25 protein-coding genes are annotated in these 26504 nt (G+C 66.1%); 11 read left to right on the top strand and 14 right to left on the bottom strand.

Features of this window, described 5'->3' with window-relative positions:
• Nucleotides 1-53: 53 nt before the first annotated feature.
• Both OE647_RS03240 and OE647_RS03235 read right to left on the bottom strand, forming a co-directional pair.
• Nucleotides 54-1457, bottom strand: coding sequence for a hypothetical protein (locus OE647_RS03240; protein ID WP_263720211.1), 1404 nt, complete (start codon nucleotides 1455-1457; stop codon nucleotides 54-56).
• 191 nt (nucleotides 1458-1648) lie between these two features.
• The gene (locus OE647_RS03235; protein ID WP_263720210.1) at nucleotides 1649-3202 is read right to left on the bottom strand and encodes a phosphate ABC transporter substrate-binding/OmpA family protein; all 1554 of its coding nucleotides are present in this window, start codon (nucleotides 3200-3202) and stop codon (nucleotides 1649-1651) included.
• Between OE647_RS03235 and OE647_RS03230 the strand changes: the two genes are divergently transcribed.
• The 3 genes from OE647_RS03230 (at nucleotide 3201) to OE647_RS03220 (ending at nucleotide 7080) form a co-directional block, all read left to right on the top strand.
• Nucleotides 3201-3446: a hypothetical protein gene (locus OE647_RS03230; RefSeq protein WP_263720209.1), complete on the top strand. Its 246-nt coding sequence runs from the start codon at nucleotides 3201-3203 to the stop codon at nucleotides 3444-3446. The genes OE647_RS03235 and OE647_RS03230 overlap by 2 nt on opposite strands.
• A 350-nt stretch (nucleotides 3447-3796) precedes the next feature.
• Nucleotides 3797-6013 (top strand): serine/threonine protein kinase, encoded by a 2217-nt coding sequence (locus OE647_RS03225; RefSeq protein ID WP_263720208.1) that lies wholly within the window; start codon nucleotides 3797-3799, stop codon nucleotides 6011-6013.
• Between the two features lie 128 nt (nucleotides 6014-6141).
• On the top strand, nucleotides 6142-7080 hold the full coding sequence (locus tag OE647_RS03220) for a PP2C family protein-serine/threonine phosphatase (RefSeq protein ID WP_263720207.1): 939 nt from the start codon (nucleotides 6142-6144) through the stop codon (nucleotides 7078-7080).
• Between the two features lie 19 nt (nucleotides 7081-7099).
• Here OE647_RS03220 and argE read toward each other — a convergent pair whose 3' ends face one another.
• The 6 genes from argE to OE647_RS03190 form a co-directional block, all read right to left on the bottom strand.
• Nucleotides 7100-8257, bottom strand: coding sequence for an acetylornithine deacetylase (argE, locus tag OE647_RS03215; RefSeq protein ID WP_263720206.1), 1158 nt, complete (start codon nucleotides 8255-8257; stop codon nucleotides 7100-7102).
• A 7-nt stretch (nucleotides 8258-8264) separates the two neighbouring features.
• The gene (locus tag OE647_RS03210) at nucleotides 8265-10334 is read right to left on the bottom strand and encodes an oxidoreductase (protein ID WP_263720205.1); all 2070 of its coding nucleotides are present in this window, start codon (nucleotides 10332-10334) and stop codon (nucleotides 8265-8267) included.
• Between the two features lie 91 nt (nucleotides 10335-10425).
• Nucleotides 10426-11385, bottom strand: coding sequence for a LysR family transcriptional regulator (locus tag OE647_RS03205; protein ID WP_263720204.1), 960 nt, complete (start codon nucleotides 11383-11385; stop codon nucleotides 10426-10428).
• A 47-nt stretch (nucleotides 11386-11432) separates the two neighbouring features.
• Nucleotides 11433-12107, bottom strand: coding sequence for a DUF1028 domain-containing protein (locus tag OE647_RS03200; RefSeq protein ID WP_263720203.1), 675 nt, complete (start codon nucleotides 12105-12107; stop codon nucleotides 11433-11435).
• Between the two features lie 75 nt (nucleotides 12108-12182).
• On the bottom strand, nucleotides 12183-12599 hold the full coding sequence (locus OE647_RS03195; protein ID WP_263720202.1) for a RidA family protein: 417 nt from the start codon (nucleotides 12597-12599) through the stop codon (nucleotides 12183-12185).
• Nucleotides 12600-12697: 98 nt separating this feature from the next.
• Nucleotides 12698-13972, bottom strand: coding sequence for a flavin-containing monooxygenase (locus tag OE647_RS03190; protein ID WP_263720201.1), 1275 nt, complete (start codon nucleotides 13970-13972; stop codon nucleotides 12698-12700).
• Nucleotides 13973-14291: 319 nt separating this feature from the next.
• Between OE647_RS03190 and OE647_RS03185 the strand changes: the two genes are divergently transcribed.
• From OE647_RS03185 to OE647_RS03175, 3 genes are read left to right on the top strand one after another with little or no spacing between them, the layout of a single operon-like run.
• Nucleotides 14292-15665 carry a sensor histidine kinase gene (locus OE647_RS03185; RefSeq protein ID WP_263720200.1) on the top strand — a complete coding sequence of 458 codons (1374 nt, stop codon included), beginning with the start codon at nucleotides 14292-14294 and terminating at the stop codon, nucleotides 15663-15665.
• A gap of 31 nt (nucleotides 15666-15696) precedes the next feature.
• A complete protein-coding gene (locus OE647_RS03180) occupies nucleotides 15697-16770 on the top strand; it encodes an isopenicillin N synthase family dioxygenase (protein ID WP_263720199.1) in 1074 nt (357 codons plus the stop codon).
• Nucleotides 16771-16817: 47 nt separating this feature from the next.
• A complete protein-coding gene (locus OE647_RS03175) occupies nucleotides 16818-17435 on the top strand; it encodes a LysE family translocator (protein WP_263720198.1) in 618 nt (205 codons plus the stop codon).
• Between the two features lie 135 nt (nucleotides 17436-17570).
• On the opposite strand, the gene OE647_RS03170 is transcribed toward OE647_RS03175, so the two are convergent.
• Entirely contained in the window at nucleotides 17571-18158 is a 588-nt protein-coding gene (locus OE647_RS03170) for a biotin transporter BioY (protein ID WP_263720197.1), read from the bottom strand.
• Nucleotides 18159-18265: 107 nt separating this feature from the next.
• Here OE647_RS03170 and OE647_RS03165 point away from each other — a divergent pair, with 107 nt between their 5' ends.
• The 4 genes from OE647_RS03165 (at nucleotide 18266) to OE647_RS03150 (ending at nucleotide 21777) form a co-directional block, all read left to right on the top strand.
• The gene (locus OE647_RS03165) at nucleotides 18266-18934 is read left to right on the top strand and encodes an SDR family NAD(P)-dependent oxidoreductase (RefSeq protein ID WP_263720196.1); all 669 of its coding nucleotides are present in this window, start codon (nucleotides 18266-18268) and stop codon (nucleotides 18932-18934) included.
• 188 nt (nucleotides 18935-19122) lie between these two features.
• Complete coding sequence (gene surE, locus OE647_RS03160) at nucleotides 19123-19908, top strand: 5'/3'-nucleotidase SurE (RefSeq protein WP_263720195.1); 786 nt, start codon at nucleotides 19123-19125, stop codon at nucleotides 19906-19908.
• Nucleotides 19905-20546, top strand: coding sequence for a protein-L-isoaspartate(D-aspartate) O-methyltransferase (locus tag OE647_RS03155; RefSeq protein WP_263720194.1), 642 nt, complete (start codon nucleotides 19905-19907; stop codon nucleotides 20544-20546). The genes surE and OE647_RS03155 overlap by 4 nt, the downstream gene beginning before the upstream one ends.
• Before the next feature lie 61 nt (nucleotides 20547-20607).
• Nucleotides 20608-21777, top strand: coding sequence for a peptidoglycan DD-metalloendopeptidase family protein (locus OE647_RS03150; RefSeq protein WP_263720193.1), 1170 nt, complete (start codon nucleotides 20608-20610; stop codon nucleotides 21775-21777).
• A 42-nt stretch (nucleotides 21778-21819) separates the two neighbouring features.
• Here the strand turns inward: OE647_RS03150 and OE647_RS03145 are convergent, their stop codons facing one another.
• From OE647_RS03145 to tatA, 4 genes are read right to left on the bottom strand one after another with little or no spacing between them, the layout of a single operon-like run.
• Nucleotides 21820-22617, bottom strand: coding sequence for an ATP-binding protein (locus OE647_RS03145; protein ID WP_412174924.1), 798 nt, complete (start codon nucleotides 22615-22617; stop codon nucleotides 21820-21822).
• A 41-nt stretch (nucleotides 22618-22658) separates the two neighbouring features.
• On the bottom strand, nucleotides 22659-23507 hold the full coding sequence (gene tatC, locus OE647_RS03140; protein ID WP_263720191.1) for a twin-arginine translocase subunit TatC: 849 nt from the start codon (nucleotides 23505-23507) through the stop codon (nucleotides 22659-22661).
• Nucleotides 23504-24196, bottom strand: coding sequence for a Sec-independent protein translocase protein TatB (tatB, locus tag OE647_RS03135; protein WP_263720190.1), 693 nt, complete (start codon nucleotides 24194-24196; stop codon nucleotides 23504-23506). Before tatB ends, tatC begins: the two co-directional genes overlap by 4 nt.
• 23 nt (nucleotides 24197-24219) lie before the next feature.
• On the bottom strand, nucleotides 24220-24426 hold the full coding sequence (gene tatA / locus OE647_RS03130; RefSeq protein ID WP_263720189.1) for a twin-arginine translocase TatA/TatE family subunit: 207 nt from the start codon (nucleotides 24424-24426) through the stop codon (nucleotides 24220-24222).
• Between the two features lie 233 nt (nucleotides 24427-24659).
• On the opposite strand from tatA, the gene OE647_RS03125 reads away from it, so the two are divergent.
• On the top strand, nucleotides 24660-25334 hold the full coding sequence (locus tag OE647_RS03125; protein ID WP_263720188.1) for a helix-turn-helix transcriptional regulator: 675 nt from the start codon (nucleotides 24660-24662) through the stop codon (nucleotides 25332-25334).
• A gap of 4 nt (nucleotides 25335-25338) precedes the next feature.
• Here the strand turns inward: OE647_RS03125 and OE647_RS03120 are convergent, their stop codons facing one another.
• Complete coding sequence (locus OE647_RS03120) at nucleotides 25339-26424, bottom strand: ABC transporter ATP-binding protein (RefSeq protein WP_263720186.1); 1086 nt, start codon at nucleotides 26422-26424, stop codon at nucleotides 25339-25341.
• Nucleotides 26425-26504 lie beyond the last annotated feature (80 nt).

Raw genomic sequence — 26504 nt, 5'->3', positions numbered from 1 at the left:
ACAAAGGCCCCCCGGATAACCAGGGGGCCTTGGGTTCTGCGACGCTTGTCCGCTTACATCAGGTTCTGGACACTGACGCCGAAGGTCACGGCCCCGATCAACTCGCCGGACGCCGGATCGAAGATCGGCAGCGAGGCCTGGGTCTGGTAGAAGCCGGTGCTGTCGTCGAACTCGATCTCGCTGACATGCATGCTGCCGCCGCCGTTGCCATAGGTCTCTTGCCACTTCGCCTCGTCACCCTGCCAATAGTCCGAGGTGACCGCGCTTTGGCCGACGTTCAGGCCCTTGTCGTCCATGACGAAGACCTCGGTGACCAGGCTGGCGGTGCCGGTCTGCTTCTCCAGCAGCCATTTCGACAACGGGCGGCCCATCACGGTCGAGATCAGGTCACCCGCCGCGCCCTTCGCCTCGGCCCGCCACTGCTTGTCGAGCGCGTCGATGTCTTCCTGTGTCAGTGCCGCATGTTCGGCGTTCTGCGCCTTGACCGCGGCGATCAACGCCGGATCCGTCAGCCATTGCGACAGCTCCGAGTCGACATAGGCCTTGAGCGGAACCCGGTAGACCCCTTCCTGTCCCGGCGACGAGATCAGGTGCAACGTGATGGTGTTGTGCAGGTCGTGGTCAAGCGACTTCGACATTTCGAGGGCTTGGGCTTCCATATCAGGCGTGACCGCCGCCCCTGCAAGGACCGCGTCATAGACGCCCTTGCCGCCCGTCCAGGTCTGGTAGGACTTGTCGAGCGACGCCCTGACCGCGTCGTTCCGGGGCGGGTTGATCCCGGCCGCGGGGAAACCGTCGCGCAAGGCGACCAGCGACCGGCCGAACAGGTCCACCGTTTCGCGCAACTCTTCAACATTGCCCAGTTCGGGATCGCCCGACGCCAGGGCGCACATCACTCGCGACATGCGGCTGAGGAACATTTCCTGCCGGGCCATGAAATCGAGCGTGAGGGCGTCGGTCTGCAGCAATTCCTGCGGGTTGGAATAGTGACCCGAGGTCCGCGCCGTCAGCTCGATCGCCCGCTCCAGCAGGTCCTTCAGCTTCTCCGCGATCACGGGCATGCCGGCACCGCGCCCGCCCGCCAGAAGCGTGTTGGCCTCGGCCTCGATCGGCCCCCAGTCCGCCGACACCGCCTGAAGATTCCGGAGGATGTCGCTGGCCTTTTCCGGCGCGGGAATGCCCAGGGCCGTGTCCCCGTCGCGCAGACCCTTGACGATCTTGCTGAACTGTTCCGTTGCGACCGCAAGGTCTTCTTGCGCCTCGCCGGCCCCCAGCTTCGCGTCCACGCGGCAGGCCGCCGAGGCCACCTCTTCCGTCAACGAACGCAGCTTGGCGGAGAACTTCACGCGCGCCTTGCCGCCATCGTAAAGCGCGTCCTGGGCCAAGGCGGTGCCGCTGCCCGCCAGGACGGTGCAGGCCGCCGCCGAACACAACAATGCCCCGGCTCTCGCGATCATTTTCGGCCCCTGTGCGCCAGGCGCTCCGCGCCGGCCAAAATACATTCTCAGTGACTTCATCTCGATGGTTCCTTTTTGCGCAACATCATCGATCAATGCTTTGGCATCGGGGCTGCCGGGCCGGGTCGTACGTAAAGCGCTGGGCGCGCCGCCCTACCGGCCTGACATTCCGATACATGCTCAATCCCGGCTTAGTCAGCGGCGGTCTTGTCGATCCACACCTCGACCCGACGGTTGATCCCGCGTCCGGCTTCGGTGCTGTTGCACGCGGCCGGGGCGATCTCACCGTAACCCTGAGAGGTCAGGTCGATCCCCGCCAGGCGAGTACCGGCATAGCCCACAAGCTCGTCCGCAACGGCGCGTGCACGTTCCTGGCTGAGCTTCTGGTTGGACACGAAGGCGCCAACATCGTCGGTGAAGCCGACCAATGTCACGCGGGTGCCCTCGGGCATGCGCTCAAGGTATTTCGTGAGCCGCTCCATATCCAGCCGCGCCCGCTCATCAAGGTTCGCCGAACCCAGGCGGAAGCGGAAGGTGGTTGAGAGACGGTCGAACTGGATCATCTGCGCCAGGAATTCGCGGATCACGTTGCCTTCAAACGCGTCCACCTGGCTATTCAACAGGCTCACCGCGCGGCCGCCGTCGATGGTTTGCGCGCGCCGCTCGACACCCAGATCGACGAAGCCCGCCTTGGCGATCACCCCGTCCGCCGATTCCGACTGGGCGAAGGTCAGGAAGTCGCGCGTCATCTGATCCGCCGCTTCCGTGGTGTAAAGGTAGAGACGCCGTTGCAGCGCGTATTCCTCGGTCTTGGCCGAGAACGAGTCCGGCTCGACGGTGATGTTGCATTCATTGACCAGCGTCACCGGCTTGGCGCCACGTTCGAAGGCGAAGCCCACGAAACCGATTGCGCCGGGCTCCTGGTTCACCGCGGCAGCGACGGCCGTGTTGTCCTCGACGATGATCGCCGAGTCGGGCCGGGGCCTGGGGCTAGCGCCGAAGATCTGGGCGTCGAGCACCGCGCTTGAATCCGAACCCTCAGGCGGCGATACGACGGTGATGGGAAGATCGACGCCGCCGAGCTGGCTCCAGTTCGTGTATTCACCCGAGAAGATCCGGGCAAGATCCTGAACGTTCAGGGTCTCGACTTCGTTTTCGGGATTAACGATGACGACCAGCCCATCGACTGCGACGATGTATTCCTGCGTCGGCGCGACCATGTTGCCCATGCCCGCACCCTTGAGCGCCCGCGCCTCGGCAGGCGTGATGCGCCGCGACGACATCGCAATCGCCGCTTCCTTGTTCAGAAGCGCCTCGAAGCCGTTACCAGAGTTGGTCGAGGAAATCAGGAAGCTGCCGATATCGTCGCCGAAGCCCGCGTCGGCGACCAGGCTTGCCAGCACCTGCCCCGCGACGTTGGTGTTCGTGATCGATGCCTCGGCATCGAGATAGCCGGCGTATCCGCTCATCAGAAGCGGCATGACGCCCTCGCCCAGCGTATCCGAACCAGTGATGCGCACGTTGGCAGCCGCGGTTTCGAAGGTCGGGCAGCTGTCGCCCTCGCAACGAACGCGGCTTGCGGCGACCCGCAGTTCGCCCAGGGCGGTGCGGATGACGTAGCTGTCATCCTTGAACTCGATCAGCTCGCCCACAAGATTCACGGTACCGTCGGACGATTTCAGCGCGACTTCGCCGGCAAATCCAAGGTGGGGAAGCAGCCCCGCAAGCATGGCGGCGGTCGCCATGAGTGAAGACTTTCTGTACGATTTCAGAAACTTGTTCACGGCAGAACTCCTTAATCTGCGTTATTCAAACATCTCTGGGAAACAAAAAGACCGTCTTACATCCGGCCGGCACTCGCCTGTGGTCGTGATTGTTTTCGACCTCGGCCCGAACGGTTATTTGCATCTGTGGCAATTTTTTGACCGAAGATTGACTTCAGTGGCGCTTCGAAAAAAGCGCGAACTTTCCGACAAGTTCATGAAATAGGATTGAAATTCACGAATTTCGGCTATTTTTTTGACGCGTCCGAACCAAATTTCGCCACACGCAACACGACAAACAAAACCGCCTCAAGCCGAAATTATTGTTCATTAACATTGCAAAAGGCCGGGGCGGATCGCAGCGTCTTGTTTCCGGATCGCGGCCAAACACTAACCTTAATTTCCTCGCTTACGCCTTTTTTTGGGCTTGTTTTCGCGAATCATTGCATCAATCAGCGCCTCAAGGCGCGACGTTAATTGGTGCGAGGTGTTTCACGGGTCTGATCACATTTTGACAGGTAGAGCATGCAGATCGCCGCCCTTTCACAAAAAGAAGATACATTCGAAACGGACGAATTGACCCCCGGCACTTCGCTCCTGCGCGGTCAATACACGATCGAGAAATTCCTCAGTACGGGCGGTTTCGGCATCACCTATCTGGCGCGGGATTCCCTCGACCGCCGGGTGGTGATCAAGGAATGCTTTCCCAACGCCCTGTGCCGCCGCGCCGGTCCCAGCGTTTCGGCGCGCACGCGCGTCCGTCAGGCCGAGTTCGTATCGGTCGTCAAGCTGTTCGTCCGCGAGGCATGGTCGCTGTCCAAGCTGACCCATCCCAACATCGTCGGCGTTCACCAGGTCTTCGAAGACAATGAAACCGCCTACATGGCGCTCGACTACATCGACGGCTACGATCTGCTGGAGGTGATCAAGGACGAAAACCTTCGCCTCTCCAAGCCGCAGGTCGAGGACGCGCTACGCAAGATCCTGAGCGCGGTCGCCTTCATCCATTCGCAGGACGTGCTGCATCGCGACATTTCGCCCGACAACATCCTGATCGAGCGCGAGACGGGCGAACCGGTGCTCATCGACTTCGGCGCAGCGCGCGAGGAAGTGTCGAAAGTCAATCGCGTATTGTCGGAATTGCGCGTGGTCAAGGACGGCTACTCGCCCGAGGAATTCTACGTCAATGGCAGCACGCAGGGACCGTCCAGCGATCTCTATGCGCTGGCGGCCACGTTCTATCATGTCATCACCGGGGCCGCCCCGCCGTCGTCGCAGTCGCGCCTTTTCGCCATCGCGACCCAGGACCCCGACCCCTTCGTCCCGCTGGACACGACATGCGGCTACGATCAGGCTTTCGTCGCCGCGATCAACATGGCGCTGGCGGTGCTGCCCAAGGACCGGCTTCAGTCTGCCGACGAATGGCTGGCGATGATCTCGCCCGAGTCCGCGCCCGTTATTGCGCCCGCGAAATCCGATCCCGCCGATGCCCCCAAGCGCGGGGATTCTGTCGCCGCAGCCAAGGCGACCCTTGACCGTGCGGCCGCCGCCCAGCTGCAGCAGTCGGCGCCGGCCCGGAAATCCAAAACGCCGTTCTTGCTGGCTTCGGCCGCGGTGATCGCGATCGCGGCCGGGTTGACGGTGACCCTTGGTGGCAAGTCCGAGAGCGAGCCGCCCGATGTCGAGGTCGCGACCGCGCCGCTTCAGCCCGTCGCCCCAGCCGAACCCGCCGTCGCGGTGACGGTCGCGCGCGCTGCGACCCCGGCGCCTGCGGAACCCGTGGACGCCGACGCTGAAACCGCGCTCGCCGAGGCAACGCCGGCTGCGGTTGTTGACACGGCTGCGGCGCCTGACCCCGAGCCCACGGAAAAGGTCGCCTCGGCCGATCCCGCGTCCACTGAGGCCGCGCCCGTCGTGGACATCGTCCTGCCTGAGGGCGTCGAGTTGATCACGCCCGCCCCGGGCTACAAACTGGCCGAAACACCTGACGCAAGCGGCAATTCCGTGCCTGCGGCGGACCTACAAGTGGCCGCCGCAGCGCCCGCCCTGCCCGACGGCCTGGTACTGCCGGAAGGCGTTGAGCTTATCACCCCGGCGCCGCAGCCCGGCACGGAAAGCGCGCCGGAACCCGAGGTCACGGGCGGCCCCGACGCCACGGCGCCCGCAACAAAGGCAGAGCCGGCGCCCGCCGCACAACCTCTCAGCACCGAACTTGCCCTTTCGGCAGTGACCGAAACGCAGGGTCTGCACTTGCCGTTCTTCCACGATGGCGCGGCGCTGACCCGGATCGCGACACTGGCCCCCGGCGCGGCGGACTGGATGGCACCAGGCCAAGTCATCGTGGATATCGCGGGCGATCCCATGCGCAGCTTCGACGACATTCCCGGCCTGCTACGCTCGAAGGTGAACTCCGCCCGGACCGCAGGCAAGACCGAGGTGTCCACGATGGTCGGCATCGAGGCCTATCCCGGTGCCGAGATCATCCGGAAGCCACTTTCCCTCGCGATCGTGCCCGAGGTTTCGATCGGCCGCAGCGTTCAGATGCAGGTCGTCCAGACCCAAGACGGGCTGCGCCCGGTCGTGACGGCGATCGCCCAGGACGTCCAGACAGACTTGCAGGTCGGGGACATCCTCCAGATGTATGTCTCGAAGGATGGGCCGATCGAAATTGGCGGCAATCTGCGAGAAATCGTGATGCGCGAAATCGCGTTGGGCACGCGGCAACTCAACTTCGCGGTGACCCGCGACGGAGATGGCTGGCTGGCCTCTCTGACGATCGACCTTCAAAGTTAATCTTTTCACGAGCACGCCCGCCATTTCCCGGCGCAAGGGCGAAGGTTTACCACGCGATAGCCGGCGCGGCGGACCGTCATCGCGTCAAAACAAACGAATTAACAAAATAAAAATATGGGATTAATGGCATGTGGCGATCCAGGGAGCCGCGATACGATGTTGCCTCGGCCATCGACACCGGTGCGCGCGACTATCAGGAAGACGCGATCACGAGCGACTTTCTAGTGGGCGCCGACTCGGGCTTCGTTGTGGTCGCCGATGGCATGGGCGGCCACGCGGCCGGAGATGTCGCCAGCAAGATCGTGTTGACCAAGGTCTTCAGCGAGCTGAAGTTTCAATACGCCGACGTGGACCGGTTCGAAGCCGGCGCCACACGGGTCCTGCGCGAGATCGCCGAAGTGGCGAACGAGTGCATCGGCGCCCACATCCGCTCGCACCCTGAGACCAGGGGCATGGGCTCGACCCTGGTGGTCCCAGTGATCCTGGAAAACCGCCTGTTCTGGATCTCGATCGGCGACTCGCCTCTTTACCGCCTGCGGGGCGGCAAGCTCCAGCAGTTGAACGCGGATCACTCGATGGCGCCACAGATCGACCTGATGGTGGCGACCGGGCTCATGCGCCCCGAGGTGGCGCGCGATCATCCCGACCGCAACTGCCTGACTTCGGCACTCATGGGGGGAAGGATCGCAAAGGTGGATTGTCCGTCGGAACCGGTGGAATTGCAGGCCGGCGATATCCTGCTGTGCGGTTCGGACGGGATGCAGGTTCTGCCGGACGCCCATCTTGAGCGGCTGCTGACCAAGTACCGCCGCAAGCGCAGTTCGGAAATCGCTGAGCGGCTTCTGGACGAGATCCGCGCCGCGAGGAACCCGCATCAGGACAACGTGTCCTTCTGCATCATCAAGATCAACGACGCCAGCGCGACCCCCCTGGAGGAACGCCGCAGGCGCACCCCTGCGGGCGCACTCCAGGCCGGGCTGCTGACCCGGCTGGTCACCGAAGAGTCGGCCGAGCCCCCCGCCATGGCGGAACCGGCCCCGCTGAAGGCGGCTTCGCGGGGTCGCTAGGCGCCGTGGCCCCCCGGGGTCAGAGGTTCCCCGCGGCAAGCACCGCGATCAGCCGGTCGCACATCGCGTCGCAGGCCGCGAGTTGGTCGAGCGCGATGAACTCGTCCGGTTTGTGGCCCTGCTCCATCGAGCCCGGCCCGCAGACGACGCTGGCGATACCCGCGGCCGCGAAATGCCCCGCCTCGGTCCCGCAGGCGATCTTGGTGATCGCCGCGCCAGGGACAAGACCGCGCATCAGGTCCAGCGTCCCCGCATCCCCGGTCAGGCCGAGGCCAGGATAGGCGTTGACCGTCTCGACCTCGATCCGGGCGCCGGGGAAGGCTGCACGGAACGGGGCGGCGGCAGCTTCGGCGGCGGCATCGATCGCGGCGTGGACGGCCTTGGCGGATTGAGTGGCCGGATAGCGGAACTCAAAATCCACCACCGCGCGGTCGGGCACGATGTTGAGAGCCGTGCCCCCCGCGATCCGGCCCGCGTGGACGGTCGCATAGGGGATGTCATAGCCGTCCTCGCGTACGCCGTCCCGCGCCAGGTCGCGTTGCAGGGTGCGCAGCCGCGCGACGAAATCGGCAGCAAGGTGGATCGCGTTGACGAAGTCGGGCGCCATCGCCGAATGCCCCGCCTGACCGTGGCAAATGGCTCGCAGCGCGACCTTGCCCTTGTGACCCACTGCGATCTGCATCTGTGTCGGCTCCCCCACGATGCAGAGCTGCGGGCGGCCGATCGCGGCATCAAGCGCGGGCAGCATCTGCGGGATGCCGAGACAACCCACCTCCTCATCCCAGGAAAAGGCGAGCTTCAGGGGCGCCGCCAAGGACGCGCGCGCGGCGCGTTCAGCGGCCGAAAGCATCGCGGCCAGAAACCCCTTCATGTCCGTGGTTCCGCGCCCGTAAACCCGGTCTCCCGAACGCCGCAACCGGAACGGGTCGGCCGACCAGTCCTGCTCGGCCACCGGAACCACGTCGGTATGACCCGAGAGCATCACCCCGCCCGGCCCCGCCGGGCCAATGCTGGCGAAAAGCCCGGCCTTCGCCCCTGTCGCATCCGCGACCCGGTGGACGGCCGCCCCGCACCCCGAGAGCACCGAGGCGATGTAGTCGAGGATCGGAAGGTTGCTGTCGCTGCTGACCGAAGGGAAGGCCACCAGCCGGTCGAGGTGTTCTATAGTGCGCGTCATCATCCGCTTAATCCGCCGCCAGGTCCGCAACTTCGCGGCGGAACGGCAGGGCGTCGCCGATGTCGGGTCCGTCCAGGTCCCGCGCATAGCGGTGACCGGCATAGGTCGCCCAGGCAATGGGGCCCGGCGCCGCCGCATCCCCGATCAGTTTCACCGACCGGATGCCCGCGTCTGCCCAGTCAGCCTGACGCGCCATCAGCGCGTGGTAAAGCGCATCCTCGGACCGGCGCGAGGCGACGACGACCACGGCATCGCAGGACGTGACCTCGCGCGCGTCGGTGTAGGTGCAGTTGGTCTCCACTCCATCCGCGCGGATCGCCGCCACGCCCCGGTTCAGGACGATCTTCACCCCCGCCCCCGCCAGCCGCACATGGATCGCGTGCTGTTCCAGCGTGTTGCGCGCCCAGTCGGAGACATAGGGCGCGGGCGTCACCAGCGTGACCTCGCAGCCCTTTTGCGCAAGAAGCTCGGCGATCACGCCGCCCATGTAGTAGTGGTCGTCGTCATAGACCACGACCCGGCCCGAGGGCAGTCGTCCCGCCATGATGTCGTCGGGGGTAAGAACCGGCATCGCCGGGTCCATCGGCATGGGGACAACGTGTTGGCGGCTGACGCCGTCGGCGCGCCAGTGCGATCCGGTCGCGATGCAGACGTTCTGGAACCCGAAGTCGAGGATCTGGTCCGCATCCAGTTCGGAGCCGATGTAGGTCTCCACGTTCGGGCGCTGCGAAAGCTGGTATTGCCGGTAATCGACCACCCGGCCCCAGGCCGACAGCCCCGGCAGCAACCGCTCGCGCGCGACGCGGCCGCCGATGACCTCCCGCGCCTCGGCAAGGGCGACATCGTAGCCGCGCAGCGAGAGCGCCCGTGCCGCTTCCAGCCCCGCCGGCCCCGCGCCGACGATCAGCACGCTGGAACTGTCGCCCTTCGCGTTCATCCGCTCGGGGTGCCAGCCCTTACGCCATTCCTCCATGAAGGTCGGGTTCTGGGTACAGCGGCTGATCGACATCGTCATGTCGCCGGTGATGCAGATATTGCAGCCGATACATTCGCGGATGTCCTCGATCCGCCCCTCCTCCACCTTCTTGGGCAGGAACGGGTCGGCGATGGAGGGCCGCGCGCATCCGATGAAGTCGAGCGCGCCGGATTTCACCATCCGCACCATCACATCGGGCGAGGTGAAGCGGCCGACCCCCACCACCGGCTTGTCGGTCAACGCGCGGATGCCGCGCACCAGCGCCTCCTGCGCGGCCTCCTCCTTGAAGCGCGAGGGGCCGGAGCAGTCCTCCCACGTTCCCTGCGCGAGGTCCCAAAGGTCGGGCAGGTCGCGGTTCATCTCGATGAAATCCCGCACCTCGGCGTTGGAAAAACCGAGATCCCCGATGCTCTCGTCGAGCGACACCCTCAGCGTCAGCGCCATCGTGTCGCCCACCGCGTCGCGCATGTCCGCGATCACCTCCCGCGCGAAACGAGAGCGGTTTTCGAGACTGCCGCCGTATTCGTCGCCCCGCTGGTTTGTCGCGCGGCTGAGGAAATGCTGGAAGATGCCGAAGCCATGGGCCCCATAAAGGCAGATCAGGTCGAAGCCCGCCACCTTAGACCGCTTCGCCGCATTGACGAACCAGCGGCGCAGGTCGCGGATGTCGGTCTTGTCCATCGCGCGCGCCTGGACGGGATCGTTGGTGAAGGTGCGGATCGGCAGCGCGGTCGGCGCCAGCGGCACCTCCTTGGTATAGAGGTTGGGGCCGTTGATCCCCGAATAGGCAAGCTGGATGCCCGCCAGCGCGCCATGGGTCTTCATCGCCTCCGACATCTTGCGAAGCGCGGGAATGTCCTTGTCGTCCCAAAGCCTGAGCTCGATGAAGGGCGTGATTTCCGAGGTGTGGTGCATCTCCGTCTGCTCGGTGAAGATGACGCCCCAGCCGCCCTCGGCCTTGATCCCCCGCATCGCGGCCGCCGCCGAGGGGTCGCGGTATCCGCCGCCATTGCAATGCGGCACCTGGTAGAACCGGTTCTTCGCGCTCAGGGGTCCGATGGCCATCGGCTCGAACAGGATGTCGTAGCGGGGGTCGCGCAATTGGGTCTCCTCAGGGTCGGTGCGGCGCGCACTTTAGCGTGGCGCATCTTCGAATACAGTCGCCTATGCGGAAGCCTTGGTTAGGAATTTCCTACGCCTCGCCCGGCCGCGCCGGAGAGGTCGGGCGCACGGACATCCCCGGCAGGCCCTCGCCGCCGACGACTTCGCGGCAGTGCTCAATGAAACGCCTGACGGTCAGGACGCTGTCCGCCCCCTCGGCCGCCAGAAGCCCCACGACCATGGGGCGCACCTTTCCCACCAGCGGCACGCAGCAAAGCCGGTGGCCGTCGGGCGACAGGTCATTGGGCGGCCGGCTGTTGGCGATCGAATAGCCGAAACCGTTGCCGACCAGGCTTTGCATCACCGCCATGTCGCGCGTCCGTTCGGCGATCATGGGCTTGACCCCGGCCGCGCGGAAGAAGGAGAGGAAGTAGTCTGCACTCAGCGGCAGGTCGAGAAGCACCATGGGGTGATCGGCCAGATCCTCGACGGTCAGCGAACCGCGCCCGGCCAACGGATGCGCCTCCGGCATGAGGACATAGGGCGGCAGCGTGGCGAGCGGGGCGAAGCGCAGGTCCTCGGGCAATTCCAGGTCGTAGGTCAGGGCGACATCGAGTACGCCGCTGCGTAGCGCCTCGAAGATCTGCTGCTGGTTCAGTTCTGTCTGCCGCATCCGGACCGCCGGGTAGCGCAGCTCGAACCCCCGGCGCAGCGCAGGGACGACAAGCTGGGCGAAGGTCAGCAGGCAGCCAAGCGCCAAAGGGCCCTGCACCGCCCCTGTCACGTCGCTCGCAAGACGGGTCAGCGCCTCGGCCTCACGCAGGACCTGCCGGGCCTGGTCCATGACCTGCCGTCCCGCCTGCGTCAGCGCCAGCCCCTGTGCATGCCGGCGCACGAAAAGCGACAGGCCCAGTTCGGCCTCAAGCTGCCCGATCGCGGTCGAGATCGAGGGCGAGGAGACATGAACCCGCTCCGCCGCAAGCGCGATCGACCCCGCCTCGCCCACGGCGACGAAGTATTCGAGCTGGCGAAGGGTGAAGCGCAGCGGCATGGGCCGACTATCCTTTGCGCCCCGGGGCGGATCAAGCCCGATCCGTCTCACTCGTCGCCCGGGACACCGTAGGACGGCGCCGCGCGCGGGTCGAGCGCGCGCTGAACATAGGCGTCAAGCTGGGGCTTGTAGATGTCCCACGCGGTGGCCACGGCCTCGATCGGGCAGCCCTCAGTCCAGTCGCAGCGCAGATCGGCCACGGGCCAGGACATTCGATCCACGACCTTCATCCCCGCCGAGTGGACAGGCCCGGCCTCGCCCCCCGCGGCCAACCCCGCGCGCAAGGCCGCAACCAGCCGGTCGCCCAGATGGCCATCGGAGTCCAGGAAGGCCGCAACGATTGCCCCCGGCACACCGTCATTTGCCAGCAGATTTCCACCCGAGGCCACGTTGTCCGCGCGCGCCTCCGCCCAGATGCCCAGCGCGTTGGGGCCCGAATGAATCGCGGTGCCGCCCGCGGCATCCACAGCAAGCACCTGGCGATATTCCATGAAGCGCCCCTGCCGGCGCAACTCCTCCACCGCCGCCTCCGCCGTCATCCCGCCCGCCATCAGGTCAAGCGCCATCGGCCCCAGCGCCGGGTCCGTCACGTTCTGCGAGGCCACCGCGCCCACGCCCGCCCGCGCATGCGAACAGCGCGCCGCCACGGCGGGCGAGGACGATGAAATCGCCACCCCGAACATTCCGGTCCGTTCGCACCGCGCCACCAGCGAAAAGGTCATGCCCCAGCTTCCTTCTTCATTGTTGAAATACCCCACGGGGGTCCGGGGGTGTGAAACCCCCGGGGGCGGCCCGGCTTAGTCCGGAATGACCGCCGTCGCGTCGATTTCCACCAGCCAGTCAGGCCGCGCCAGCGCGTTGACCACCAGCCCGGTCGAGACCGGATGCACCCCCTTCAGATATTCCCCCATGGTGCGGTAGACCGCCTCGCGGTGGCGGACATCGGTGATGTAGACCACGATCTTCACCACATGCTCCATCCGCCCGCCGCATTCCTCGACCAATTGGCGGATGTTCTGCATGACCTTGTGGGTCTGTTCGACCGGATCGTGGCTTTCGATGTTCTTCGCGGTGTCGAGATCCTGCGGGCACTGGCCGCGCAACCAGACCGTGCGCCCGCCTTGGGTGACCACGGCCTGACAGAGGTCATTGTCGAGCTGTTGCTCGGGATAGGTGTCCTTGGTGTTGAACTTGCGGTGGCGGTAATGCGCCATGATGAGTCTCCTGAAGGGAAAGTGGGGCCGTCCCGGTTCCGCCGATCAGTTCCGTGGCGGACCGGGAGGTGTCAAGGGGTTTGCCTTGTCGGGGCGTCTCAGCTGCCGGTGCCTGCGGGTGCGCCCGGACCGCTGTAGTCGCGGTACTTGCGCTGCGTGACGATATGGTCCGCCACATGCCTGGCATCATGCCACACGCCCCAGATGAAGCTCGACCCGCGCCGCGACAGCCAGGGCAGGCCCACGAAATAGACCCCGGGTTCCGAGGAAACGCCCCGCTGGTGCTTCGGCTTGCCCTTGTCGTCGAACGCATCGACCTGAAGCCAGGCGAAGTCGAGCGCGAAGCCCGTCGCCCAGATGACCGAGGTGATCCCGGCCGCGCCCAGGTCCAGTTCCAGGATCGGGTTGGTCAGGCAATCGGGATCGGGCAGCAGATCGCGCGCGCCGGGCTCCTCGGGCAGGCCGAGGCCGTTGCGCCGGACATAGTCGTCGGCCTTGTCCAGAAGCTTCAGATAATAGTCGTCGCCCCGCGCGATGTTGCCAACCAGGTCCGGCTGGAAGGAAACCTTGCCGTCCGCGAAGCCCTTGGTCAGCCCGACAAGCGTGATCCCCTCCTGCGCGAGGACACGGAAATCCACCGTGCGCCCGCCATAGGCGCCGCTGACCGCGATGGTGACATGTTCGGTCCCCGGCGCCAGCGCCTCGATGTCCCACAGGCCCAGCACCCCCAGCCACCAGACGAAGTCGCGGCTGCGGTAGGACCGGGGCATGCGGTCATGCGCGCCGACCGACAGGTAGACCTTGCGCCCCGCGCGGCGAAGTTCGTCCGCGATCTGCGTGCCCGAGGACCCACCCCCGACCACCAGCACCGCGCCCTCGGGCAATTGGCCGGGGTTACGGTATTCGGCGGAATGGATCTGCATCAACACCCCGTCCCTGGGTGCGATGGCCGGGATCACCGGCCGCTGGAACGGCCCTGTCGCGGACACGACGCGCTCTGCCTCGATCACGCCCTCGGAGGTTTCGACGATGAAGCCCCCCCGCCCCTCGTTGCGCACGACCTTCCGGACCTCGACCCCGCAGCGAACGGGGGCGTCGATCATCTTGGCATAGTCGACGAAGTAATCCGCGATCCGCTCTTTCGAGGGGAAGGCATCGGGATCGACGTCGGAAAACGTCAGCCCCGGAAACCGATCATGCCAGGCCGGCCCGTTCGCCACCAGCGAATCCCAGCGATGCGTCCGCCAGCGCTCGGCGATGCGGTCGCGTTCCAGCACCAGATGCGGCACCCCCGCCTTGCCCAGATGCTCGCTCATCGCGATGCCGGCCTGACCCGCCCCTACGACCAGTGTGTCTATTCTTTCGGTTGCCATCTTTCGTCCTTGTCCGGCGGCCCGGTTCCCTGATCGGCGGGCCATTCGCCGGCGCAAACTGAGCGAAGCTGGCTTTGGCTACAAGTAATAGGTTTATCAGCTGCGATTAGTGAAAATCTAATCAAGCTGTTTGCGACGCCCGACCGAAAACGGCTCTCCCGGACCGATCGCGCAAAGCGCCGGGAACATGGTGCGCCCTTGCACCGCGCGCCCCTGCGACCGCAAACCCGGCAGGGTTGAGGTGTGACACCCAGACTATACCGGCGCGACAATCTGCCCTATTGTGAGGGGCAGGACCGCGGACAAGAGGATTCTTGCATTGTACAACCCCGCACCATTACGCGCGCAAGTCTGGGGACAAGATCACGAGGCATCATCGTTACGCACGCTGAACACGTTCGCGGTGGATCTGATAGGGATCCCCAGCGCCGAGGACCTTTTCTGGTATGTCGCGCAGAACGTGGTGGGGCGGCTCAATTTCGTCGACTGCGTCATCTATCAGGCAGACGACGCGCAGACCGAACTTCGCCAGGTCGCCGCGTGGGGCGAAAAGAATCCTTACGGCCGCAACATCATCAACCCGCTGGTCATCCCCTTTGGTCGCGGCATCACCGGCCAGGTCGCGCAAACCCAGAGGGCAGTCATCGTCGATGACCTTCTGCAGGACAAGAACTACATCCCCGACACCCAGTTGGCGCGGTCCGAGATCTGTGTGCCGCTGGTCTTTCGCGGCCGCGTCGTCGGCGTCATCGACAGCGAACACCCCGAGCCGCACGCCTTTGGCGAGGCGGAGCTGGAGATCCTGAGCACCGTTGCGGCCATGACGGGGGCCAAGCTTGAACTGCTGGCCGAGGCGCAGCGCTCTACCCGGCGCTATCAGGACCTGATGGCCTCGCATGCGCAATTGACGCTTGAAATCAACAATCGCAAGGCGCTGGAGGCTAAGCTTTTCGAGGCAAAAAAGCTCGAAGCGATCGGCCGGCTTGCCGGCCGCTTCGCGCACGAATTCAACAATCTCTTGACCGTGATCCTCGGCAATCTCGAATTCCTCGAAGAGGACATGGCGGGCCCGGAGTCCGGGCAGTACCTCTCTGACGCCAGCACAGCGGCAAGCCGGGGCGCCCGGCTGATGCAGGACATGCTGATCTTCGCCCAGCGGACGCGGCTGGAGCCATCCATTATCGACATGAATGCGCTGGTTCATGACTTCTGCCGCTCCCACCCGTTGGAGCGGAACTCCGAAACGGACTTGCACCTTGGCGAGCGGCTCTGGAGCGTTTCGGCCGATGCCAAGGCGGTCGAGAACATCCTTTCAAACCTGCTTGAGAATGCCCAGGATGCCATGCCCTCTGGCGGCAGGGTCATCGTCCAGACCGAAAACATCCGGCACCACCTCGGGGCCAACGCGCTGTTCGGCACCGATCTGCTTCCCGGGCGCTACGTTCGCCTGAGTGTGACGGACGACGGCATCGGCATTCCGGAGGATCGCCTGTCACAGATCTTTGACCCGTTCTACACCTCCAAGCCCGTAGGCTCGGGCACCGGCCTCGGCCTTTCGATCGTCCGCGGCCTGGCACAGCAGCTCGGCGGTGCCGTGGCCGTGGAATCCGAGGTTGGACGGGGCACCACCTTTCAGGTGCTCCTCCCCGCCGTCTTCGAAGGCGCAAACGATTTCTTAACCATCAAGCGTTAGCCCAAGACAGTTTTAGACCGGGGCGCGTCCCATGACAGTTACGTTCCAGCGATATGATCGTGTGCTTGAGGGGCTCCCCCTGATCGACGTGGCGGGGCTGCGGCGCGGGGACCGGTTCCAGGTCGCACGGATCGCGGACGAACTGGGCCAGGCAGCGCGCGAGATCGGGTTCTTCCGCATCACCGGCCACGGGATCGACCCTGCGCTGATCGAGGCGACCTACCAGGCGGCCGCGCGCTTCTTTGCGCGGCCCGAAGACTTCAAGCAGCGCTATTACATCGGCCACAGCCGCAACCATCGCGGATATGTTCCATTCAGCGAAAAGGGCGACTACGCCGACGAGATCAACCGTAACTACGAGGCCTTTGACCTTGGCCTTGACCTGCCCAGCGACGATCCGGATTTCCTGTCGGGCAATCTCATCCTGGGACCGAACGTCTGGCCCGACCTGACCGGTTTCAAGGGAACGGTTTCGCGCTACTATGCCGAGATCTCGTCACTTGGCCGGCTCGTCTGTTCGGCGCTGGAACTTCATCTGGGTTTGCCCCGCGGCGCGATCACCGATCACATGAGCAAGCCGATCTCGCAGCTCCGCCTGCTCCACTACGTCCGCGAAAACGAGGCGACCGACCACAAGTCCATCAACATGGGCGCCCATACCGATTACGAATGCCTGACACTCTTGCACACCCGCAACGAGGGGCTTCAGGTCATGACGCAGGAGGATCGCTGGATCGACGTGCCCGTCGATCACAGCGTTTATGTGGTGAACATCGGCGACATGCTCGAAGCATGGAGCAACGGGCTTCTGCGGTCGACCCCGCACCGGGTCCTGAACCGGAGCCGTGAACGCTTCTCGATGCCCTATTTCGTCGCGGCCAACCACGACACCGAGATCCGGCCCTTTCCACAGCTCGTCGGCCGTGGGCAACCGGAAAGATATCAACCGTTCCTGGCCGGGGCCCATCTGGAACGGATGCTGATACGGGATTTCCCCTATCTTCGCGAACGCCGCCGGCTGAGCCAGGCGGCGGGCCTCATTTCACCGGATGCACCGGTTCACAATCCTTTCGAACACCGAATCAATCGGAGTCCCACCAGTTGATGCCTTCATTTCAATCCATTCTTTCCGTCTGCCTCGCCGGACTGGCCTTGAGCGCCACGCCCGGCCCCTCCATGCTCTACGTCCTGTCGCGCAGCGTCGGGCAAAGCCGGGCCGCGGGCCTGGCCTCGGCGCTGGGTCTATGCCTGGGCGGGATCGTCCTGGCGGTCGCGACCGCGCTTGGCCTTGCCACCGTTTTCAGCAATGCCGGCTGGCTCGTCGATATCCTGCGCTACGTCGGCTCGGCCTATCTGGCCTGGCTGGGGCTGGGGATGATCCGCGGCGCGCGGAGCGGGGCGCAGACCGAGCTCCACACCACGGACGTCGGCAGCAAGCCCCTCTACGCCATCATGTGGCAGGGCGTTGTCGTCGAACTGCTCAACCCCAAGACCGTGCTGTTCTTTGCGCTTTTCCTGCCGCCCTTCGTCGCCCTCGACGGCGCGCGGGCGGACGTGGGTGCGCAGGGCGGAAGCGTTACGCTTCAACTCCTGGTGCTGGGCGTCCTGGTGCCACTGACGGCAGTTCCGTCTGACTTGCTGGTGGCGATGATGGGCGGATCGATGAAAAAGGCACTGAACAGCAGCAGACGCGCGCGCGAGCTTCTGGCCTGGGCCGGCGGGCTGACCCTGATCGGGATCGCCCTCACCATCCTGCTGGAGGCGATGTAGCGCCGCCCGGCGGCTGGGCCGATTGCCCCTTGAGAACGCGGGAAAATCCGCGGCCCACATCAAGGCATCCCCCGGTTTCAACGAAAAACGCCGCCCCGAAAGGGCGGCGTTTCCTGTTCTGGCTGCGGCTTGAACTCAGGCGTTCTTGCCCTTCAGCGCCGCCCAGCCGCCGGTGACGATCAGCGCGGCCATCACGGCCTTGATCGCATCGCCCAGCAGGAAGGGCGCCATGTAGTACTGCCAGATCAAGGCGAAGCTGTCCGCGCCCCATTTCGTGGCGTCGAGACCAAAGACGCTGTCGGCCAGCATCGCCCAGGCCACGCCCGGCACATAAAGCAGAACCGAAGCGACCAGCGCCACCAGCGCGCTCGGGACCAGCCCCTTTACGCCGCGGTCGGCGGCAAAGCCCGCGAGCCATGCCATTCCGACGAAGCCGACGAGGAACCCGGCGGTCGGGCCGAAGAAGGCAAGGCCGTTCATGCCCTGCGCGAAGACCGGCAGGCCCATCGCGCCCTCGGCCAGATAGGCCAGCAGCGTCGCGGCGCCCATGCGCGCGCCGAAGGTCATGCCAACGATCAGCACGGCGAGCGTCTGCAGCGTCATCGGCACGGGGAACCCGACCGAAACCTGCGCGGCCACGGCGATGAAGAGCGAGCCGCCCAGAACCATGAGCACACGGGTCAGAAGCGACTGCGAGGGCACGAGGGCCTTGGAGAGGGTCATTGCGGCATCCTTCCTGAAGATGATTTGCCGCGCAATTTCGCTGCGACGCGGCGTCCTGTCAATCAATTCTGTTGCACCCGCCCCGCCGGAATGCCAAAGGGGCGCGCATGAGCGATACCACATCAGACACCGCCGCGCCCCGCGTGGCCCTCGTGACCGGCGCCTCGCGCGGTCTCGGCTTTGCGCTTGCCGCCGCCCTTGGCGCGGCGGGCTGGCACGTCGTCGCCCTCGCCCGCACCGTTGGCGGGCTTGAGGAGCTTGACGACCGCATCCGCGCCGCGGGCGGGCAGGCGACGCTCGCCCCCATGGACGTCAACGACGAAAAGGCAATGACGCATCTGGCGCAGTCGATTGCCGGGCGCTGGGGCGGACTCGGCCTTTGGGTTCACGCGGCGATCCATGCCGCGCCGCTCGCGCCCGCGGGCAGCCTTGACCTCAAGGACCTCGACAAGTCGATCGCGACCAATGTTCGCGCCACCGCCACGCTGATCCCGCTGCTTGAACCGCTCCTGCGGGCGCACAGGGGAACCGCGCTGTTCCTCGACGATCCGCGCGCCGGGCAGAAGTTCTTCGGCGCCTATGGCGCGACGAAGGCCGCGCAGACCGCGCTGGCGCAAAGCTGGCAGGCCGAGGCCGCCCGTATCGGACCGCGCGTCCTGATCGAGACGCCGCACCCCACGGCGACCGCCACGCGCGCGCGCTTCTTCCCCGGCGAAGACCGGGCGCCGCTCGCCGACATCCACGACGAAGCCGCACGCCTGCTCGCGCGGGTCTGACCTCTTCATTGCCGAAATACCCCCGCCGGAGGCCGCGCGCGGGGTGACCCGCGCGCCTCGGCGGCGCCAGCCGCCGGGCGCCGACAAGCGCGCCCCGATCGGGCGTGCGCGAAGGGGCCATCGCGCCTTTACCTGCCTGCGGCTTCCGTCTAAGCAGGGGGAAACACCGCAAAGACGGGGCAGCCCAAATGCGCATCCTGATCACCAACGACGACGGCATCAACGCGCCCGGGCTTGAGGTGCTGCACGAAATCGCGACCGAGATCGCCGGCCCCTCGGGGGAGGTCTGGACCGTCGCCCCCGCCTTTGAACAATCGGGCGTCGGCCACTGCATCTCCTACACTCACCCGATGATGATCGCCAAGCTCGGCCCCCGCCGCTACGCCGCCGAGGGCAGCCCGGCGGACTGCGTCCTGGCCGGCATCTATGACGTCTTCCAGGGCGGGCGCCCGGACCTTGTGCTTTCCGGTGTGAACCGCGGCAACAACGCGGGGGAAAACGTCCTTTATTCCGGCACCATCGGCGGCGCGATGGAGGCGGCGCTTCAGGGCGTGCCGGCCATCGCGCTCTCGCAATTCATGGGCCCTGCAACCAACGAGCTTGAAGATCCCTTCGAAGCCGCCCGCGCCCATGGCACCAAGGTGGTGCGCGACCTTCTCGACAAGGGGCTTTGGGATCCGCATGACTACCGCGTCTTCTACAACGTGAACTTCCCCCCGGTGGGCGCGGCGGGTGTCAAGGGCACGCGCATCGCCGCCCAGGGTTACCGGCGCGAGACCTTCTTCGGGGTGGAGCCGCATATCTCCCCCTCGGGGCGCAAGTTCCTCTGGATCACCGGCGGGCCACAGCACGAACCGACCGCGCCCGGCACCGATGTGGCCGTCAACCTCGAAGGCTATATCGCCATCACGCCGATGCGAGCGGACCTGACCGCGCACGACCGCCTCGCGGAGCTTGAGGCGCGCATGGCATGAGCGATCTGGCCGAGCGGAAGATGCGCTTTCTCTACGCGCTCCGCTCCAAGGGCGTGACCGACCCGCGCGTGCTCTCCGCGATGGAGCGGATCGACAGGGGTCATTTCGTCAAGGGCCTGTTCGCCGAGCGCGCCTATGAGGATACGCCGCTTCCGATCGCCTGCGGGCAAACGATCAGCCAGCCCTCGGTCGTCGGGCTGATGACCCAGGCGCTGGACGCAGGCCCCCGCGACAAGGTGTTGGAGATCGGGACCGGCTCCGGCTACCAGGCGGCGATCCTGTCGCAGATCGCGCGGCGCGTCTACACGGTCGAGCGCCACCGCCGCCTGGTGCGCGAGGCGCAGGAGGTGTTCGAAGCCCTCGACCTGGCCAACATCACCGCGCTTTCGGCCGACGGCAGCCGCGGATTGCCCGAACAGGCGCCTTTCGACCGCATCCTGGTCACGGCCGCGGCCGAGGACCCCCCGGGCCCCCTATTGGCTCAGTTGCGCGAAGGCGGTATCATGGTTCTGCCGGTCGGCCAGTCGGATGCGGTTCAAAGCCTGATAAAGGTGACCCGCACGGCGGACGGCTATGATTACGAGGAGCTTCGCCCGGTGCGTTTCGTGCCGCTGGTCGAAGGATTGGGGCAGGATTGAGCCCCGGAAAGTGACACCAAGGCCCGGAAAACAGGGCCCGTGCAATGAGGAGCGAGCGATGATGTCTTCCCGGAAAAGCCGGTTTATGCCCGTGGCGCTGCTTGGTGTCTCGGCGCTGTCCCTTGCGGCCTGCAACGGCTTTGACCCGGACTTCAGGCGCTATGGCGGCGGCGGGCTGTCGACCGCCGATGCGGCCGCCCAGGCGGTGCAGCCGCGCCCCAGCACAGACTCCCGGGGCGTGATAACCTATCCGAACTACCAGGTCGCGGTCGCACAGGATGGCGACACCGTCGCCGCGGTTGCCACCCGCGTCGGCGTCAACGCCGACGAGCTGGCCCGGTTCAACGCCGTCCCGCTCGGCACCCCGCTGCGCCGGGGCGAGGTCCTGGTGCTGCCCGCCCGCGTGGCCGCAGGCCCGATGGGAACGCCCGGTGTGCCCGTGACCGCCGCCCCCGGCGGCGGGATCGACGTGACGGCCATCGCCTCCTCCGCCATCGACCGGGCGCAGACGGGCGCTACTTCGCAGGCGCAGCCCGCCGCAGCAAAGCCCGCGGGCGCACCGACGGGCGAGCCGATCCGCCACCGCGTCCAGCGCGGCGAAACCGCCTATTCCATCGCGCGGCTCTACAACGTCAACGTCAAGGCGATGGCGGACTGGAACGGGCTTGGCGCCGACCTTTCGGTGCGCGAGGGCCAGTACCTTCTGATCCCGGTCGCCGCGACCGGCACGCTGAGCGAGCCTGTCACCCAACCCGGCCAGGGCTCGCCCACGCCCCTGCCGCCCTCGGCCTCGACCCCGCTCCCGGCGGAGAAGACCACGCCCGCAGCGGCGCCTGTGGCCGCCCCGGCTTCCCCCGACCTGGGCTCGGAGCGCACGTCGGCCTCCCGTCTCGGCATGCCGGTCGAGGGCAAGATCATCCGCGCGTACCAAAAGAAGAAGAACGACGGGATCGATATCGGCGCATCCGCAGGAACGGCGGTGAAGGCGGCTGGCGACGGCACGGTCGCGGCGATCACCAAGGACACCGATCAGGTGCCGATCCTCGTCATCCGGCACGACGGCAACCTGCTGACAGTCTACGCCAATATCGACGGCATCAAGGTCGCCAAGGGTGACAAGGTCAAGCGCGGCCAGCCGATCGCCGTGGTACGCGCCTCTGACCCGGCGTTCCTGCATTTCGAGGTGCGTCAGGGCCTCGACAGCACGGACCCGGTTCCCTACCTGAAGTAACCAGATCGACCGCCTGCGACGCGCGCGGGCGGCCCCCTTGGGTCAAAGCCGGACGCCGTGCCGCCCCGCGAGGTCGGTGAAGAATTGCCATGCGACCCGGCCCGACCGCGCCCCGCGCGTGGCCTGCCATTCGATCGCCTCGGCGCGCAGCGCGGCCTCCTCGACCGCAACCCCATAGGCCGCGCAATAGCCCCGGATCATGTCCAGGTATTCGCCCTGGCTACAGGGGTGGAAGCCCAGCCAGAGCCCGAAACGGTCCGAAAGCGAAACCTTCTCCTCCACCGCTTCGGAGGGGTTGATGGCGCTTGAGCGTTCATTCTCGATCATGTCGCGCGGCATCAGGTGGCGCCGGTTCGAGGTCGCGTAGAAGATGACGTTGGCGGGTCGCCCTTCGATCCCGCCGTCCAGGACCGCCTTCAGCGCCTTGTAGTGCTGGTCGTCATGGGAAAACGACAGGTCGTCGCAGAAAAGCAGGAAGCGGTGATCGCGCGCCCCGCGCAGATGTCCCAGAAGCCGGCCGATGCTGGGCAGGTCCTCGCGGCTCAGTTCGACGATCTTCAGCGGCAGGCCCTGATGGACCACCTCGGCATGGACCGCCTTGACGAGAGAGGACTTGCCCATCCCCCGCGCCCCCCAAAGAAGCGCGTTATTGGCCGCGAAACCCTTCGCGAACTGGAGGGTGTTTTCCAGCAGCGTGTTGCGCGCCCGGTCCACCGCGACGAGAAGCGACAGGTCGACCCGCGCGACCTCCGGCACCGGGTCGAGACGGTCGGGCGAACTGTGCCAGACGAAGGCGTCGGCTGACGTCCAGTCCGGCGCGCGCGCGGGCGCCGGGGCCATCCGCTCAAGCGCGTCGGCGATGCGCTTCAGGTCCTCGGCGCTCACGCCGCGTCCTCGTCGTCCTCTTCCCAGGTGCCGTCGGCACGGGCCTGTGCCTCGCGCTGCCGCTCGAAGCGGGTGATGAGGAAGATCGACATCTCGTAAAGCGGGTAGATCGCGCCAAAGAGGATGACTTGCGAGAAGACATCCGGCGGCGTCACGACCGCCGCAACCCCGAGGATCGCCACGACCGCGTATTTCCGCGTGGCCTTCAGCCCCTGGGAGGTGATCAGCCCCGCCTTGCCCATCAGGGTCAGCAGGACCGGCAGCTGGAAACACAGTCCGAAGGCCATCACGAAGGTCATGGTCAGCGACAGGTAGGCCTCCATCGAGCCAAGGAATGAAATCCCGGTCGGCGGCGAGGACAGGGATCCCCCCTCCTTGATCGCTTCGGCGAACACATCCTGGAACCCCAGGAAGAAGCGGAACGCGAAGGGCAGGATGATGTAGTAGGCGAATGCCCCGCCGATCAGGAACATCACGGGCGAGGCGACGAGGAACGGCAGGAACGCCGCCTTTTCCGAGCGGTAGAGGCCTGGGGCCACGAAGCGCCACATCTGATAGGCGATGATCGGGAAGGCCAGCGCGAAGCCGCCCCAAAGCGCGATCTTGATGGCGACGAAGAAACCCTCCTGCATCTTCACGAGGATGAGCTGGCATTCCTGACCGCGCTCGGTCAGGACCATGCACATCGGCCGGGCGAGGAAGCGGAAGATGTATTCCCAGACGACGTAGCCGACGACGAAACAGGCCGCGAAGGCGGAGATCGAGTAAAGGACGCGCGTGCGCAGCTCGCGCAGATGCTCGATCAGAGGGGCGGCGGAATCGTCGATTTGATCGGAGTTCGTCATGCCTCGTCGGCCTTCTTCTTGCGCGGGGCGCGGGGTTTCGGCGCGGGCTTGTCGGCGGATGCGGTCGTGTCAGCGGCAGCCTTGGGCTTTGCGGGGGCCTTGGCCCTCGGTTTGGCCGCCGGTTTCGCGGCGGGCTTTTCGGCGGGCTTTTCGGCGGGCTTTTCGGCCGGCACTGCTTGCGCCGATGCCGCGCCTTCGTCGATGGCCTTCAGCTTGGCGTTGGTCTCGGCGATGACGGCCTTGCGCGCGGCTTGTTTTTCCGCCAGCGCCTGGGTCGCGGCCCCGTGCTTGGGCTTGTCGGTAACCGCAGCGGGACCGGCGGTGTCAGGCGCCGCCGCCGGCGCGTCGGCCTTCGCCACCTCGGGCTTGGCAGCGGAGGGGAAAGGCTTCGTCGAGGGTTTGCTCTGCTTCAGCGGATCCCACTTTTCGAAGCGGTCCGCCGCATCCTTGACCGCGTCAAGCCCCAGCGCCTTGGAGGAGGTCGCCGTCTTCAGGTCCTTGGCCACGTCGTTGACGCCCGATTCCTTGGCCGCCTGATCCATCGCACGCTGGAACTCCCGCCCCATCGCGCGGATCTTTCCGGTGAACCGCCCGAGCTGGCGGAACATTTCCGGCAGGTCCTTAGGGCCGATGACGATCAGCGCCACGACCCCGATGACCAGAAGCTCGGTCCAGCCCATATTGAACATCTGCGGCCCCCGTCAGCCCGAACTCAGGCCTTGTCTTTCTCTTCCGGCGTCACGTCCTTGGCCGCCTCGGAGGCTTCCTTCTCAATCTCGGCGGTGCTGTCCTTCACGCCTTTCTTGAAGGCGGTGATGCCCTTGCCGACCTCGCCCATGAGCGAGCTGATCTTGCCGCGCCCGAAAAGCACCAGCACTACGATTGCGATCACCAGGATCTGCCAGGGACCCATCTGCATCTTCAGTTCCTCCAACAAGGGGCGCCCGTCGGGACGCCGTGCCGGCGGCTTGCCGGCTTTCCGACATGTATCAAAGACCGAAACCGGGGGCTGCGCCATCGTCACATCATGCGGGATCACGCGGCAACTGACAGGATTCTGTCGGTATGTCTTGCCCTTCACCCCCGCTTTCAGGCAGGATCGGCCCGCGCGGGCCACCGCCGACCTGATGCAGACCCCTCAGCAGATCCGACATGCCCCGTTCCGACCGCCTGCTCGACCTGATCCGCATCCTCAGCGATGGCAAGCTCCATCGCGCGGCGGAGCTTGCGCTGACGACCGGCGTTTCGGTTCGAACCATCTGGCGCGACATGGGGCGGCTTCAGGCCGGGGGCGTCCCGATCGAGGGGGAGCGTGGCATCGGCTACATGCTGCGCGATCCCGTCGCGCTCCCCCCGGTCGCTCTGTCGCGCGACGAGTTCGAGGCGCTGAGGCTCGGCCTCGGCCTTGTCGCCTCGGGCGCGGACCAGACGGCGGCACGCGCGGCGGTCAGCCTGCGCGCCAAGATCGCGGCTGTGGCCCCCACCATCCTGGCCGAGGCCGGCAGCGACAGCTTCGTCTTTTCAAGTGCGGAGGCCGCGCGTGCCGCCCCCCACCTTGGCCTGATCCGCCGCGCGATCCGCGAACACCTCACGCTCGCGCTGTCCTATCGCGACGAGGCAGAAACGGAGACCCAGCGCCGTATCCGGCCCCTGCAACTGGAGTTCTGGGGCAAGGTCTGGACGCTTCTGGCCTGGTGCGAGCTGCGCGGCGATTTCCGCATGTTCCGCGTCGACATGATCCAGGCGCTGGTGCCCGATGGCGGCGCCTTCCTGCCCGAACCCGGACGGACGGTCGAGGACTACCTGGCCCGGCAGGCGGAGCCCTGAGGTCTCAGCCCGCCTTAGGGAAGACGAAGCAGCGGTCGCGGCGCAGCATCAGCCACATGGGCGTTCCAGGCTTGGGCAGGAAGACGGCCGGAACCGTCGCCTTCAGGATGCGCCCGTCGTGGCAAAGCCGGAACTCCACCAGGCTTTCGCGGCCCATGAAGCGGGCGCGCGCGACCTCGGCCCGGGCAGGGGTTCCGTCAACGGCGGTGGGCAACGGGCCCTTTCCCGCGCGGTCGAAGTCGATCTTCAGATGCTGCGGACGGATGACGATTTCGACCGCCGTGCCGTCGGCGAGGCCGGGGGTCAGGAACTCCCCGAACGGGGTCTCGGTCAGGGCGCCCTGGACCATGCCCTCAAGGATGTTGATGTCGGAGAAGAAGGCCGCCGCCGCCCGGTCCACCGGAGCGTTGTAAAGGTTGTAGGGCGCGCCCCGCTGGACGATCCGCCCCGCGCGCATCAGCGCGATCTGATCGGCCATGCGCATCGCCTCATGCGGTTCGTGCGTGACCAGAAGGACCGCCGCCCCTTCTTCCTTCAGCAGGGCGAGCGTGTCGTCGCGAATGCCGTCGCGCAGCCGTTCATCCAGGCCCGAGAACGGCTCGTCCATCAGCAGGATGCGCGGGCGCGGCGCCAGCGCACGGGCCAGCGCCACCCGCTGCTGTTCGCCCCCGGAAAGCTCGTGCGGGTACTTCGGCCCGAAGCCCGACAGCGCCACGCGCTCCAGCAGTTCCTCGACCCGCGCCATCCTCGTGCTGTCGGAGCGGGGAAGACCGAAGGCGATGTTCTCGGCCACGCTCAGATGCGGGAACAGCGCGAAATCCTGGAACATCAGGCCGATCGAGCGACGTTCGGGCGGCACGCGGAAGACCGTGTCGCAGACGAGGCTCCCATCGACGAAGATGCGGCCCGCGTCCTGCATGTCCACGCCCGCGATCATGCGCAGGGTCGTGGACTTGCCGCAGCCCGACGGCCCGAGCAGGCAGGTCACCTGCCCCGCCTCGATCGTCAGCGACACATCGTCCACCACCGTCCGGCCGTCATAGACGCGGATCAGGTTCTGAACCTCCAGCCGTGGCGGTGTCGCGGTCACGTCGTCCTCTTTTTGCCTGTTTTCCCCGAGGGAAATCGTCAGGTTTCCCCTCCCGATAACAGGCCGGGCAGGCCGTCGCA

The sequence above is a fragment of the Albidovulum sediminicola genome, assembly GCF_025751575.1.
Classification (GTDB): Bacteria; Pseudomonadota; Alphaproteobacteria; order Rhodobacterales; family Rhodobacteraceae; genus Albidovulum; species Albidovulum sediminicola.
The sequence above is the reverse complement of the archived record's forward strand: the minus strand, read 5'-3'. Positions and strand labels throughout refer to the sequence as shown.